Source organism: Klebsiella sp., assembly GCF_027492335.1.
GTDB lineage: Bacteria > Pseudomonadota > Gammaproteobacteria > Enterobacterales > Enterobacteriaceae > Klebsiella > Klebsiella huaxiensis.
Window position 1 is genome coordinate 239,525 of sequence record NZ_JAPUEW010000011.1, and the last position, 13,602, is coordinate 253,126.

General features: G+C 56.2%; 11 protein-coding genes and 1 pseudogene. 10 read left to right on the top strand and 2 right to left on the bottom strand.

The genetic code is table 11. From position 1 onward, the window contains the following. Nucleotides 1-6: 6 nt before the first annotated feature. From hpaA to yjiA, 6 genes are all read left to right on the top strand, one after another. Nucleotides 7-897: a 4-hydroxyphenylacetate catabolism regulatory protein HpaA gene (gene hpaA, locus QVF11_RS05445; protein ID WP_112215123.1), complete on the top strand. Its 891-nt coding sequence runs from the start codon at nucleotides 7-9 to the stop codon at nucleotides 895-897. A gap of 372 nt (nucleotides 898-1,269) precedes the next feature. Next, nucleotides 1,270-2,832 carry a 4-hydroxyphenylacetate 3-monooxygenase, oxygenase component gene (gene hpaB, locus QVF11_RS05450; protein WP_287855495.1) on the top strand — a complete coding sequence of 521 codons (1,563 nt, stop codon included), beginning with the start codon at nucleotides 1,270-1,272 and terminating at the stop codon, nucleotides 2,830-2,832. 19 nt (nucleotides 2,833-2,851) lie between these two features. After that, nucleotides 2,852-3,364 carry a 4-hydroxyphenylacetate 3-monooxygenase reductase subunit gene (locus tag QVF11_RS05455; protein WP_287855497.1) on the top strand — a complete coding sequence of 171 codons (513 nt, stop codon included), beginning with the start codon at nucleotides 2,852-2,854 and terminating at the stop codon, nucleotides 3,362-3,364. A gap of 305 nt (nucleotides 3,365-3,669) precedes the next feature. Then, nucleotides 3,670-5,820, top strand: coding sequence for a carbon starvation CstA family protein (locus QVF11_RS05460; protein ID WP_287855499.1), 2,151 nt, complete (start codon nucleotides 3,670-3,672; stop codon nucleotides 5,818-5,820). A gap of 108 nt (nucleotides 5,821-5,928) precedes the next feature. Further along, the gene (locus tag QVF11_RS05465) at nucleotides 5,929-6,132 is read left to right on the top strand and encodes a YbdD/YjiX family protein (protein ID WP_112215127.1); all 204 of its coding nucleotides are present in this window, start codon (nucleotides 5,929-5,931) and stop codon (nucleotides 6,130-6,132) included. A gap of 11 nt (nucleotides 6,133-6,143) precedes the next feature. Beyond that, the gene (gene yjiA / locus QVF11_RS05470; RefSeq protein WP_112215128.1) at nucleotides 6,144-7,100 is read left to right on the top strand and encodes a GTPase; all 957 of its coding nucleotides are present in this window, start codon (nucleotides 6,144-6,146) and stop codon (nucleotides 7,098-7,100) included. Between the two features lie 191 nt (nucleotides 7,101-7,291). Here yjiA and QVF11_RS05475 read toward each other — a convergent pair whose 3' ends face one another. Together QVF11_RS05475 and QVF11_RS05480 are read right to left on the bottom strand one after the other, a co-directional pair. Further along, nucleotides 7,292-8,662 carry an NAD-dependent succinate-semialdehyde dehydrogenase gene (locus tag QVF11_RS05475; RefSeq protein ID WP_112215129.1) on the bottom strand — a complete coding sequence of 457 codons (1,371 nt, stop codon included), beginning with the start codon at nucleotides 8,660-8,662 and terminating at the stop codon, nucleotides 7,292-7,294. Nucleotides 8,663-8,953: 291 nt separating this feature from the next. Continuing rightward, nucleotides 8,954-9,058, bottom strand: a pseudogene (locus QVF11_RS05480) (Rpn family recombination-promoting nuclease/putative transposase); the annotation flags it as partial. A 117-nt stretch (nucleotides 9,059-9,175) separates the two neighbouring features. Between QVF11_RS05480 and QVF11_RS05485 the strand changes: the two are divergent. From QVF11_RS05485 to mdtM, 4 genes are all read left to right on the top strand, one after another. Continuing rightward, entirely contained in the window at nucleotides 9,176-9,991 is an 816-nt protein-coding gene (locus tag QVF11_RS05485; protein WP_287855503.1) for an AraC family transcriptional regulator, read from the top strand. 46 nt (nucleotides 9,992-10,037) lie between these two features. Continuing rightward, nucleotides 10,038-10,700, top strand: a complete 663-nt coding sequence (locus tag QVF11_RS05490; RefSeq protein ID WP_287855504.1) for a LysE family translocator — start codon at nucleotides 10,038-10,040, stop codon at nucleotides 10,698-10,700. Further along, nucleotides 10,693-11,982: a DUF445 domain-containing protein gene (locus QVF11_RS05495; protein ID WP_287855506.1), complete on the top strand. Its 1,290-nt coding sequence runs from the start codon at nucleotides 10,693-10,695 to the stop codon at nucleotides 11,980-11,982. Before QVF11_RS05490 ends, QVF11_RS05495 begins: the two co-directional genes overlap by 8 nt. A 303-nt stretch (nucleotides 11,983-12,285) precedes the next feature. Next, entirely contained in the window at nucleotides 12,286-13,530 is a 1,245-nt protein-coding gene (gene mdtM, locus QVF11_RS05500) for a multidrug efflux MFS transporter MdtM (RefSeq protein WP_287855508.1), read from the top strand. The last annotated feature ends 72 nt before the right edge of the window (nucleotides 13,531-13,602 follow it).

The following is a 13,602-nucleotide window of genomic DNA, read 5'->3' on the forward strand; positions in this document are numbered from 1 at the left end:
GCCGCTATGTGCCAGAGTCCTGTCACCAATATCGATATCAACAAAGAGTACGATGAGAGTCTGGGGACGGAAGATGTGCATTATCAGTCGTTTGCCCGCATGGCGGAGTTCTTTGGCCGCGATATGCAGGCGCACCGTCACGACCAGTATTTTCAGATGCACTTTCTTGATACCGGGCAGATTGAGCTGCAGCTAGACGAGAGTCGCTACTCGGTGCAGGCACCGCTGTTTGTCCTGACGCCGCCCTCGGTGCCGCACGCGTTTATCACCCAGTCCGATAGCGACGGCCACGTGCTGACGATACGGGAGGATCTGGTCTGGCCGCTGCTGGAAGTGCTCTACCCCGGCACCCGGGAGGCCTTCGGCCTGCCGGGTATCTGCCTGTCGCTGGCCGATAAGCCCGAGGAGCTGGCGGCGCTAGCGCACTACTGGCGGCTGATTGAACGCGAATCGACCGCGCAGCTGCCGGGACGCGAACACACCCTGACGCTGCTGGCACAGGCGGTATTCACCCTACTGTTACGCAACGCGAAGCTTGACGATCATGCCGCCAGCGGAATACGCGGCGAGCTGAAGCTGTTCCAGCGTTTTAACCAGCTGATCGATAGCCACTACCATCAGCACTGGACGGTGCCGGACTATGCCTGCGAGCTGCATCTGACCGAGTCCAGGCTGACCGATATCTGCCGCCGCTTCGCTAACCGCCCGCCGAAACGGCTGATTTTCGACCGGCAACTGCGTGAAGCCAAGCGGCTGCTGCTGTTTTCTGATAGCGCGGTTAACGAGATAGCCTGGCAGTTGGGCTTTAAAGACCCGGCCTATTTCGCCCGCTTTTTTAACCGCTTAGTCGGCTGCTCGCCGAGCGCCTTTAGAACGCAAAAAGTCCCGGTGTCTTAGGATCTTTCCGGGGGCGACGCAGCGATTTCGCAGTCGTCTGAGAGACGGTAGCCCGGACAAGGCGCGTTAAGCGCCGCCTCCGGGAAGGCACCACACCGATGCCTCAGATCCGGCACATTTCCCGGAAGCGATGCTGCGCATCTGTCCGGGCTACAAATTCAAAACCCGTACTGATTTGTCGTCCACCCCACCGGAGACCAGGTCAAAAAATCGAAAAACCAACCCGGATCACATAACTCAACCCCGCCCGAAAAGTACCCACCGTTGACCTAAAAGTCTCTTCACGAAAACTGCGTTAGCCGCTTCAATTGAACAACAAAAACAAAACATAAATTTAACATCGCATTCCGATTAATACTGAAGAGGTCCCCTATGAAACCTGAAAATTTCCGTGCAGACGCTAAACGCCCGTTAACCGGTGAAGAGTACCTGAAGAGCTTGCAAGACGGTCGCGAAATCTATATCTACGGCGAGCGCGTTAAAGACGTGACTACGCATCCGGCTTTTCGTAACGCCGCGGCTTCCGTCGCGCAAATGTACGATGCGCTGCACAAGCCCGAACTGCAGGATACCCTGTGCTGGGGCACCGACACCGGCAGCGGCGGCTACACCCACAAATTCTTCCGCGTCGCGAAAAGCGCCGACGATCTGCGCCAGCAGCGCGACGCCATCGCCGAATGGTCGCGCCTGAGCTATGGCTGGATGGGCCGCACCCCGGACTATAAAGCCGCCTTCGGCTGCGCATTAGGCGCGAATCCGGGATTCTACGGACAGTTTGAGCAGAACGCCCGAAACTGGTACACCCGTATTCAGGAAACCGGCCTGTACTTTAACCACGCCATCGTCAACCCACCAATCGACCGCCATAAGCCAGCGGACGAAGTGAAAGACGTCTATATCAAGCTGGAGAAAGAGACCGATGCCGGGATCATCGTCAGCGGCGCGAAAGTCGTCGCCACCAACTCGGCGCTAACCCACTACAACATGATTGGCTTCGGCTCGGCGCAGGTGATGGGTGAAAACCCGGATTTCGCACTGATGTTCGTCGCGCCAATGGACGCCGAAGGGGTCAAACTTATCTCCCGCGCCTCCTATGAGCTGGTGGCAGGAGCCACCGGATCGCCATACGATTATCCGCTCTCCAGCCGCTTCGACGAAAACGACGCGATCCTGGTAATGGATAACGTACTGATCCCGTGGGAAAACGTGCTGATCTATCGCGACTTCGACCGCTGTCGTCGCTGGACGATGGAAGGCGGCTTCGCCCGTATGTATCCGCTACAGGCCTGCGTGCGTCTGGCGGTGAAGTTCGACTTTATCACCGCTCTGCTGAAGCGCTCGCTGGAGTGCACCGGTACCCTGGAGTTCCGCGGCGTACAGGCCGAGCTTGGCGAAGTCGTGGCCTGGCGCAATATGTTCTGGGCGCTGAGCGATTCGATGTGCGCCGAAGCGACGCCGTGGGTCAACGGCGCGTATCTGCCGGATCACGCCGCGCTGCAAACCTATCGCGTCATGGCCCCGATGGCCTACGCCAAAATCAAAAATATTATCGAGCGCAGCGTCACCAGCGGCCTGATCTACCTGCCGTCCAGCGCCCGCGATCTCAACAACCCGCAGATCAACGAATACCTGGCGAAATATGTGCGCGGATCGAACGGCATGGATCACGTCGAGCGCATCAAGATCCTCAAACTGATGTGGGACGCCATCGGCAGCGAATTTGGCGGTCGTCACGAACTGTATGAAATCAACTACTCCGGCAGCCAGGATGAAATTCGCCTGCAGTGCCTGCGCCAGGCACAAAGCTCCGGCAACATGGACAAAATGATGGCGATGGTCGACCGCTGCCTGTCCGAGTACGACCAGCACGGCTGGACGGTGCCGCATCTACACAACAATACCGATATCAACATGCTGGATAAGCTGCTGAAGTAAACGGCAGCGGGAGGTCACAATGCAATTAGATGAACAACGTCTGCGTTTTCGCGATGCCATGGCCAGTCTGTCGGCCGCCGTTAACGTCATCACCACCGAAGGCGAAGCAGGCCGCTGCGGTATTACCGCTACGGCGGTCTGTTCGGTGACCGATACGCCGCCATCGGTAATGGTCTGCATCAACGCCAATAGCGCGATGAATCCGGTGTTCCAGGGCAACGGCAAGCTGTGTATCAACGTGCTGAACCACGAGCAAGAGGAAATGGCTCGCCACTTTGCCGGAATGACCGGTATGACGATGGATGACCGCTTCGGCCTCTCCTGCTGGCAGAAAGGGACGCTGGGCCAGCCGGTCCTGAAAGGCGCGCTGGCAAGCCTCGAAGGCGAGATTAGCCAGGTGCAAACCATCGGCAGCCATCTGGTTTATCTGGTGGAAATTCGCAACATTACCCTCAGCCAGCAAGGCCACGGGCTGATTTACTTTAAACGCCGCTTCCATCCGGTGATGATGGAGATGGAAGTGGTGGCGTAGCTTTTATTTTCTCCTTCCCCTCTCGCACAGGAGAGGGGAAGGCTTGTCTTTCCCCTCTCTCTATGGCGGAAATATTCCTGTGATCTCAATCACATATTTACGTCCACCTGCTCTCATACCTAACCGCTTACTTCGGCAAGTGACCGCTTAATCCCACATATAACCACTCACAGATTTACCCAACTTTACGCGCGCGGAGTTCTGGCAAGATCGTCCCCAGCATAGCGAATCAATACCTCCTCAAACCCTAACTTAAACCCAAACGGCTTCGGCCCATTATTCATCTCAATAAGCCAGGTTTTACTATGGATACTAAAAAGTTATTCAAGCACATACCCTGGGTGATTCTTGGAATCATCGGGGCATTTTGCCTCTCGGTTGTCGCCCTGCGTCGTGGTGAGCACGTGAGTGCGCTGTGGATCGTAGTGGCGTCAGTTTCCGTCTACCTTGTCGCCTACCGTTATTACAGCCTGTATATCGCGCAAAAGGTAATGAAGCTCGATCCTACGCGCTCCACACCGGCGGTGATTAACAATGATGGTCTGAACTACGTCCCGACCAACCGCTACGTGCTGTTCGGCCACCACTTTGCCGCTATCGCCGGTGCCGGTCCGCTGGTAGGCCCGGTTCTCGCCGCGCAGATGGGCTACCTGCCGGGTACGCTGTGGCTGCTGGCAGGCGTCGTGCTGGCAGGGGCGGTGCAGGATTTTATGGTGCTGTTTATCTCCTCGCGCCGTAACGGTGCCTCGCTGGGTGAGATGATCAAGCAAGAGATGGGGCCGGTACCTGGCTCAATCGCGCTGTTCGGCTGCTTCCTGATTATGATCATCATCCTCGCGGTACTGGCGCTGATCGTAGTAAAAGCGCTGGCAGAAAGCCCGTGGGGCGTGTTCACCGTCTGCTCGACCGTGCCAATTGCCCTGTTTATGGGGATCTACATGCGCTTCCTGCGTCCAGGGCGCGTGGGGGAAATATCGGTTATCGGTATCGTCCTGCTGGTGGCATCCATCTGGTTCGGCGGCGTGATTGCCCACGACCCGTACTGGGGCCCGGCGCTGACCTTTAAAGACACCACCATCACCTTTACCCTGATTGGCTACGCGTTCATCTCCGCGCTGCTGCCGGTGTGGCTGATTCTGGCGCCGCGTGACTACCTGGCAACCTTCCTGAAAATCGGCGTTATCGTCGGCCTGGCGCTGGGTATCGTTATCCTCAACCCGGACCTGAAAATGCCGGCAGTGACCCAGTACATTGATGGTACCGGTCCGCTGTGGAAAGGCGCGCTGTTCCCGTTCCTGTTTATTACTATCGCCTGCGGTGCGGTCTCTGGCTTCCACGCCCTGATCGCTTCCGGTACTACGCCGAAGCTGCTGGCTAACGAAACCGACGCCCGCTTTATCGGCTACGGCGCGATGCTGATGGAGTCCTTCGTGGCGGTGATGGCGCTGGTAGCGGCATCAATTATCGAACCGGGCCTCTACTTCGCAATGAACACCCCGCCTGCGGGACTGGGCATCACCATGCCGAACCTGCATGAAATGGGTGGCGAGAACGCCGCACTGATTGCTGCACAGCTCCGCGACGTGACCGCTCACGCAGCGGCAACCGTCAGCTCCTGGGGCTTTGTGATTTCACCTGAGCAGATCCTGCAAACGGCGAAAGATATCGGCGAACCGTCGGTACTGAACCGCGCAGGCGGCGCGCCGACGCTGGCGGTCGGTATCGCTCACGTATTCCACAAAATCATCCCGATGGCGGATATGGGCTTCTGGTACCACTTCGGTATTCTGTTTGAAGCGCTGTTTATCCTCACCGCGCTGGATGCCGGTACTCGCGCAGGTCGCTTTATGCTGCAGGACCTGCTGGGCAACTTCGTCCCGTTCCTGAAAAAAACCGACTCGCTGGTAGCGGGCGTCATCGGCACCGCGGGCTGCGTCGGGCTGTGGGGTTACCTGCTGTATCAGGGCGTAGTTGACCCGCTGGGCGGCGTGAAGAGCCTGTGGCCGCTGTTCGGTATCTCCAACCAGATGCTGGCCGCCGTGGCGCTGGTGCTTGGTACCGTGGTACTGGTCAAAATGCAGCGCACCAAATATATCTGGGTCACCGTGATCCCGGCCGCATGGCTGCTGCTGTGCACCACCTGGGCGCTGGGTCTGAAACTGTTCAGCACCAACCCGCAGATGGAAGGCTTCTTCTTTATGGCTCAGCAGTATAAAGAGAAAATTGCTTCCGGCGGCGAACTCACCGCGCAGCAGATTGCCAACATGAACCATATCGTGGTGAACAACTACACCAACGCGGGACTGAGCATTCTGTTCCTGGTGGTGGTCTACAGCATCATCTTCTACGGCATCAAAACCTGGCTCAACGTGCGCAACAATAAAGTACGCACCGACAAAGAGACTCCGTACGTGCCGGTACCGGAAGGTGGCGTGAAGACCTCTTCACATCACTAAACCTGATGCCGGATAGCGCAACGCCTATCCGGCCTACAGAACGAGCATTAACGTAGGCCGGATAAGGCGCAAGCCGCCATCCGGCTTTATTCGTTACATGGAACCTATATGTTTGGTAACTTAGGTCAGGCTAAAAAGTACCTCGGTCAGGCGGCAAAAATGCTGATTGGCATTCCGGACTATGACAACTACGTTGAGCATATGCAGACCAACCATCCGGATAAACCGTACATGACCTACGAAGAATTTTTTCGCGAACGCCAGCAGGCCCGCTACGGCGGTGACGGCAAAGGCGGCGTACGCTGCTGTTAATGGAGGCAACAATGGCACCGATTGCAGTTACCCTGCTGACCGGTTTTCTTGGCGCAGGCAAAACCACCCTGCTGCGCCATATTCTCAACGAAGAGCACGGTTTTAAAATCGCCGTTATCGAAAACGAATTTGGCGAAGTTGCCGTTGACGATCAGTTGATTGGCGATCGCGCAACGCAGATTAAAACCCTGACAAACGGCTGTATTTGCTGTACCCGCTCAAATGAACTGGAAGATACCCTGCTCGATCTGCTCGACAGTCGCGATCGCGGGGAAACCGATTTTGACCGTCTGGTGATTGAGTGCACCGGCATGGCCGACCCCGGCCCGATTATTCAGACCTTTTTCTCCCACGATGTGCTGTGCGAGCGCTATCTGCTGGATGGGGTGATTGCGCTGGTTGACGCGGTGCATGCCGATCAGCAGATGAATCAGTTCACCATCGCCCAGTCGCAGGTGGGCTATGCCGACCGCATTCTGCTCACCAAAACTGACGTAGCGGGCGACAGCGACAAGCTCCGCGAACGGCTGACGCGCATTAACGCCCGCGCGCCCATTTACACCGTGACTCACGGCGACATCGACCTGAATCTGCTATTTAACACCAGCGGTTTTATGCTGGAAGAGAACGTGGTCAGCAGCAAACCGCGCTTCCACTTTATGGCCGACAAGCAAAACGATGTTTCGTCGATTGTGGTGGAACTGGATTACCCGGTGGATATCAGCGAAGTGTCGCGAGTGATGGAAAATCTGTTGCTCGACTTTGCCGAACAGCTGATGCGCTACAAAGGGATGCTGTGGATTGATGGCGAGCCAAACCGCCTGCTGTTTCAGGGCGTCCAGCGGCTATATAGCGCCGACTGGGACCGTCCGTGGGGCGATGAGCCACCGCACAGTACGATGGTATTTATCGGTATCAATCTGCCGGAAAAGCAAATTCGTACGGCGTTTGTAGGATTGCGTAAGTAACCCTTTGATTGCTGACAGAGTGCAGCGCTGTTGGAATCGCCCGGCGGCGCTTCGCTGGCGCGGGCCTACAAAAAAATCATAACCTGATGATATTGTGATTTTTGTAGGCCGGGCAAGGCGCTAGCCGCCGCCCGGCAGAAATGTGAGCACTATGGAAAACCTGCCTGATGGCAGGTTTTGTATTCACACAGTTATTTATGCACCACTACCAGCTTTTGGTTCACAAACTCTTTAATCCCCAGATCGGAAAGCTCACGGCCAAATCCGGAGCGTTTGACGCCGCCAAACGGCAGCTCCGGCGCGGTATCGGTTAACCAGTTGATATAGACCATCCCGGTTTCGATTCGCGACGCCATCCGTTTCGCCCGTTCGATATCCTGGCTGAACACTGCGCCACCCAGGCCATAGTGTGAATCGTTAGCCAGTTTCACCGCCTCATCGTCATCTTTCACCACGTAAATTTGCGCCACCGGGCCAAAAAACTCTTCAAAATATGCCGGATTATCGCGGGTGATTCCGGTCAGAATAGTCGGCTCGAAAAAGCTACCTTCCCGCTGCGCGGGTTTGCCGCCCAGGTGCAGTTTGGCGCCGTTTTTCACCGCCTCGTCGACTTGTTTGCTTAAGGTATCCAACGCATCTTTGGAAGAGAGCGGCCCAAGCGTGGTGCTTTCATCCAGCGGATCGCCGATTTTCACCTGGCGAAAGGCTTCGGTAAACTGGCTCAGGAAACGCTCGGCTATTTTCTCATGCAGGATAAAGCGTTTCGCGGCAGTACAGACCTGTCCGGCGTTGTTGAGTCGGGCCTGAACACCAATCTTCACCGCTTTCTCCAGACTTGCGTCGTCGAGCACCACAAACACATCGTTACCGCCCAGCTCAAGCGTCGCTTTCTTGATGTGTTTAGCCGCCTGCGCTGCTACCACGCTACCCGCTTTTTCCGAACCGGTCAGCGCCGCGCCCTGTACCCTATCGTCGGCGATAATCTTCGCCACCTGATCCTGAGAAATAAACAGATTGGTCCATGCCCCTTCTGGCGCACCGGCTTCACGCACCAGATGAGCAAAAGTTTCCGCACAGTGCGGAACGATGCTGGCATGCTTGGCGATCACCGGATTCCCCGCCGCCAGATTTGGTGCCAGTACGCGCATTAGCTGGTAATAAGGGAAGTTCCACGGCTCTACAGCCATCAGCACGCCGACAGGATGGTGTTCGACCCACGCCTCACCCAGCTCTGACTGATACTTCACTGGGGCCAGAAACTGTTTCGCGTTGCCGGCGTAGTAGCGGGCAATTTGCGCGCACAGCTTAACCTCACCGCGGCTTTGCTCGATGAGCTTCCCCATCTCCTGGCTGGCGATTTTGGCCAGTTCGTCCACCCTACTGTCAATCAGATCAGCCAGCTTACGCAGAACCGGCAGCCGCTGGTCAATATCCCCTTTCGCCCATTCGGAATGATAAAGCGCATCTGCTTTTTGCAGCGCCGATTCTACGTCCGCATCGCTGTGAGCGGGATACTCTTTGATGAGTTGGTTGTTCGCAGGATTCACCGTCTGGTAAGCCATATCGTATGTCTCCTTGTTATCGCTATTAACATAGTCATAAATGCTGTACAGGATATTAAGGGTAGTCGAGATGTCCATTGATGAGTGTAAACTCAGGTACATCCGGAATTTTCCAGGAAAATAATTAGAGATAGCTACCAGATAAACTTTCTACCGGGGAACTCAACAGAACAGCAATGGATTAGTGATTATTGACCGTGATATCCGCTTCCAGCAGACCGGTAATTCTCAGCACCGTGTCCAGCGCATGCCATCGGCAAGCATGGTTCGGGCAATGCGTAACGCTTCGGCGCGCTGGCGAATATGCTTTTGCATCAGTTCAAGTAAAGCAATTCTTCGATGTTACACAATTTCATCATCAGGCACGACGGTAATGTCCACCAGCGGAAACGGCGACGAAAGATATCTTCGCCCAGTTGCAAACTCGGCATTTTTATCGAAGGCGGCTCGCATTTCGCCCTCTGCCTGCTGGCATGTTATAAACAGGTATTCCCCTTAGCCAAGGAGCCTTCCGTGAGCCATACGCGCGATATCCCGCAAACCTTCTGGCGTGACGAGCAGTTTCCCTGGCTTGAGCTGCGCAGCACCTGGCAAAGCCATCAGGCCTATAAACGTCACCGTCATCCGCAGCTCTCGGTGGGAGCGATTATCGAAGGGGAAACGCGCTGTATCTGCAACGGACGAGAGTATCTTCTGCGCCCAGGTGAGCTGATTATTATCCCCGCGCAGGCGCCTCATAGCTGTAATCCGCTTAACGGCCAGCCGCGCAGCTACCATATGCTTTACCTTGATATCCCTTGGTGTCGACAACAGTTGGGAAACATTCCCCACCCGGCCCAATTGACAACACCGCAGTTAGTCATTCGCGACGCCGGGCTCTTCGCTCAGTATCAGCAGATTGTCGCATTGATGCACCAGCAGCAAACGGCGGCGCTGTCCGCCAGCATCGCGCGATTGCTCCAGGCTCTGCCGCTACACCCAGCCGTACCGCAGGCGTTAAGCCAAGCCAGCTCACAGCTATTCAACCGCCTGGCAACCAATCTGCAAGAACCGCCGACGCTAGATAGCCTCGCCAACGAGTTATCCCTACGCAAAGAGACGCTGATTCGCGCCTTCAAGCACGATACCGGCCTGACGCCTGCCAGTTTTATCAATATGGTGCGCATCGAGTTCGCCAAAACGCGCCTGCGCGCCGGGGATAATATTGCCGACGTTGGCTATCAGGCCGGATTTGCCGACCAGAGCCACTTTCATAAGACTTTTGTCAGCTACACCGCCGCCACGCCGCGCCAGTATGCGCAGGGCCGATCAATATCAGACAATAATTAGCCCCCGCGCTGGCGTAGGGTGACCTCAGGTTATTACTGAGGTTGCTATGGACATACTCGCTACGCTCTTCCCACCCGCCTTCCCCGCGCTGGCGCTGTCCCATTTCGTTGCTCTGCTGAGCCCCGGCCCGGATTTTTTCCTGCTGGTAGGCTACGCCATCCGCTATCGCCTGCGCGGCAGCGTCGGCTTGTGTATCGGGATTGCCGCCGGTAACGGGCTATATATTGTGCTGGCGATTATCGGCTGGGGGATCCTGCGCCACGCGCCGCTGCTGTTTACGGTTATTGAACTGCTGGGCGCGGCGTATTTGCTGTGGATTGGCAGCCTGCTGCTAAGAAGCCGTCCGGCGACGCTGGATTTACGCAGCGCCGCAGCATCTCGCCCGTCGCTGGCAAAACAGCTTGCGCTGGGGCTCGGTTCATCGTTGCTCAACCCGAAGAATGCCCTGTTTTATCTGGCGCTGATGACCTCGCTGCTGGGTCCGAACGTGACGCTGGTACAGCAGACCACCAGCGGAATCTGGATGACCAGCATGGTGCTGCTATGGGATATCTTACTGGTCTCGCTGATTGCACTACCGTCGGTACAGCGTCGCCTTTCCACCGTCGTCTGGCGAGTAGAGCGGGTCGCGGGCGGGGTGTTAATGGCGTTTGGCTGCTGGATCGTGTGGCAGTTTTTGCACGAGTTCGCCGTCAGGTTATATGCTTAAGCTTATGGAAAAACTCGCTGAACTGAAACGCGCCAAACTACTGGCGCTCTCGCTGCTGCTGATCGCAGTGGCCATTTTTATCACTACCCTCGTGCTGCCGCCGACGCCGTGGGTCGGTGCGCTAAAGGCTATTTCCGAAGCGGCGATGGTCGGCGCGCTGGCGGACTGGTTTGCGGTAGTGGCGCTATTTCGCCGGATTCCGCTACCGTTCGTCTCGCGGCATACGGCAATTATTCCGCGCAATAAAGACCGGATTGCCGATAATCTCGGCTATTTCGTGCAGGAAAAATTTCTCGACACCCCATCACTGGTGGCGTTGATTCGCCGTTACGAACCAGCGCTGATGCTGGGTAACTGGTTTAGCCAACCGGAAAACTCTCGCCGGGTCGGCCAGCACCTGCTGCAGGTCATGAGCGGTTTTCTCGAGCTTACCGACGATGCGCGTATTCAGCGCCTGCTGAGCCGGGCGGTGCACAAAGCCATCGATAAGGTCGATTTAACCCAAACCAGCGCCATGATGCTGGAGGGGTTGACCCGCGATAACCGTCACCAGAAGCTGCTGGACTCGCTGATTAGCCAGCTGATCGCCCTGCTACAGCGCGACAGCTCGCGGGCGTTTATTGCTCGCGGCATTATCCGTTGGCTGGAGACCGAACATCCGCTGAAGGCCAAAATTCTGCCTACCGAATGGCTGGGCGAGCACAGTGCGGAAATGGTGACCGATGCGGTCAACACGCTGCTCGATGAAGTCAGTCAGGATCGCGCTCATCAAATTCGCCAGGCTTTCGATCGTGCAACGCTAAAATTGATCGACAGTCTTAAGTCCGATCCGCAGATGGCAGAAAAAGCGGAGAGCATGAAAGCGTATCTGAAGAACGATGAGACCTTTAACCGCTATCTTGGAGAAGTGTGGGCCGACCTGCGCGGCTGGATTAAAAACGACGTCAATAGCGAAGATTCACGCATCAAACAGCGTATTGCCGAAGCCGGGCAGTGGTTTGGCGAAACGCTACTCCACGATGAGGCGCTGCGCGAGTCGCTGAACGAACACCTTGAGCAAGCGGCCCATCGGGTGGCCCCGGAGTTTGCCGCCTTCCTGACCCGCCATATCAGCGATACGGTCAAAAGCTGGGACTCACGCGATATGTCGCGGCAAATCGAGCTGAACATTGGTAAGGACCTGCAGTTTATCCGCATCAACGGGACGCTGGTTGGCGGCACGATCGGGCTGGTGCTGTGGTTGTTTTCACAAATCCCGTCGCTGCTGCATCTTCATATTTAATGGAACTTATTGTTTCAAATACATATTTATCATAAATATAAATTAACATCTGAAAAGGCATGGATATTTCTGTTGACCCTAAATTTATTGCAGTGTGAAGTGCTGGAATAGTGTGCACCTGTTAAGAGCCTATCCCAGTAGGCGCAATTGTTGTAGCCAGTTTGGACACGGACAGCGCGGAACAACGGAGCGTACACGTAGTACGTGAGGTTGTGAGCACTGCCCAGGGCCAAAATGGCAAATAAAATAGCCTAATGGGATAGGCTCTAAGCGTGCATCGCAAAACTCAACAAGGAGCCCCTGATGTTGCAATGGATGACCCGCTTTTTTGCCCGCCATTCCACCACGTTGTTCTTCCCGGCAGCGCTGATCTTGTATGATTTCGCGGCTTATCTGACCACCGATCTTATCCAGCCGGGCATCATCCACGTGGTACACGATTTCGACGCCGATGTGGCGCTGGCTCCCGCGTCGATCAGCCTGTATATGGCCGGTGGCATGGCGTTGCAGTGGCTGCTCGGGCCGCTCTCGGATCGTATCGGTCGTCGTCCGGTGCTGCTGACCGGCGCGCTGATCTTTACCCTTGCCTGCTTTGCGACCATGCTTACCACTTCGATGGAGCAGTTCCTCGCCGCGCGCTTTATTCAGGGCACCAGCATCTGTTTTATCGCTACGGTTGGCTACGTCACCGTGCAGGAAGCATTCGGTCAGACCAAAGCCATTAAGCTGATGGCTATTATTACTTCGATCGTACTGATTGCGCCGATTATCGGCCCGCTCTCAGGTGCTGCGCTGATGCATTTCGTTCACTGGAAAGTACTGTTCGGTATTATCGCGGCAATGGGCTTTATCGCCTGGCTGGGGCTGCTGCTGAATATGCCGGAAACCGTGCAGCGCGGCGACCTTCCCTTTAGCGCCAGCGGCGTGCTGCATGATTTCCGCGATGTTTTTCGCAACCGAATTTTTCTGTTCGGCGCCGCCGCGCTTTCGCTAAGCTACATCCCGCTGATGAGTTGGGTGGCGGTCTCGCCGGTGATCCTGATTGACGATGGCGGGCTAACGACCGCAGAGTTCGCCTGGACCCAGGTACCGGTCTTCAGCTCGGTGATCGTCGCTAACTTGTCGGTGGCGCGCTGGGTGAAAGACCCGACCCGCCCGCGCTTTATCTGGCGCGCGGTACCCATCCAGATGACCGGGCTGGCCGTGCTGATCCTCGGTAACCTGCTGTGGCCGCACGTCTGGCTGTGGTCGGTACTAGGGACCAGCTTATACGCCTTCGGCATCGGGCTTATCTTCCCGACGCTGTTCCGCTTTACGCTATTTTCCAACGATTTGCCAAAAGGGACCGTCTCGGCCTCACTAAACATTGTGATCCTCAGCGTCAGCGCCCTCTCCATCGAAGCGGCTCGCTGGTTATGGTTTAACAGCGGCAAGCTGCCTTTTCACCTGCTGGGCGTCGTGGCGGGGATCGCGGCCGCCTGCTGCCTGGCGGGATTATTAAATCGCCTTCGCCAGCATGAACCTTCGTCGCTGGCGACAGAGAAATAAACCTGTTTTAGCTATAGTGCTCGCATTTTTGCCGGGTGGCGGCTAGCGCCTTACCCGGCCTACAAAATACTG

What these genes read in the sequence shown, in the direction of transcription:
- hpaB (WP_287855495.1), top strand. Translation starts at nt 1,270, where the DNA reads ATGAAACCTGAAAATTTCCGTGCAGACGCTAAACGCCCGTTAACCGGT.
- QVF11_RS05490 (WP_287855504.1), top strand. Translation starts at nt 10,038, where the DNA reads ATGGACATACTCGCTACGCTCTTCCCACCCGCCTTCCCCGCGCTGGCG.
- QVF11_RS05475 (WP_112215129.1), bottom strand. Translation starts at nt 8,662, where the DNA reads ATGGCTTACCAGACGGTGAATCCTGCGAACAACCAACTCATCAAAGAG.
- QVF11_RS05455 (WP_287855497.1), top strand. Translation starts at nt 2,852, where the DNA reads ATGCAATTAGATGAACAACGTCTGCGTTTTCGCGATGCCATGGCCAGT.
- QVF11_RS05495 (WP_287855506.1), top strand. Translation starts at nt 10,693, where the DNA reads ATGCTTAAGCTTATGGAAAAACTCGCTGAACTGAAACGCGCCAAACTA.
- mdtM (WP_287855508.1), top strand. Translation starts at nt 12,286, where the DNA reads ATGTTGCAATGGATGACCCGCTTTTTTGCCCGCCATTCCACCACGTTG.
- yjiA (WP_112215128.1), top strand. Translation starts at nt 6,144, where the DNA reads ATGGCACCGATTGCAGTTACCCTGCTGACCGGTTTTCTTGGCGCAGGC.
- QVF11_RS05465 (WP_112215127.1), top strand. Translation starts at nt 5,929, where the DNA reads ATGTTTGGTAACTTAGGTCAGGCTAAAAAGTACCTCGGTCAGGCGGCA.
- hpaA (WP_112215123.1), top strand. Translation starts at nt 7, where the DNA reads ATGTGCCAGAGTCCTGTCACCAATATCGATATCAACAAAGAGTACGAT.
- QVF11_RS05460 (WP_287855499.1), top strand. Translation starts at nt 3,670, where the DNA reads ATGGATACTAAAAAGTTATTCAAGCACATACCCTGGGTGATTCTTGGA.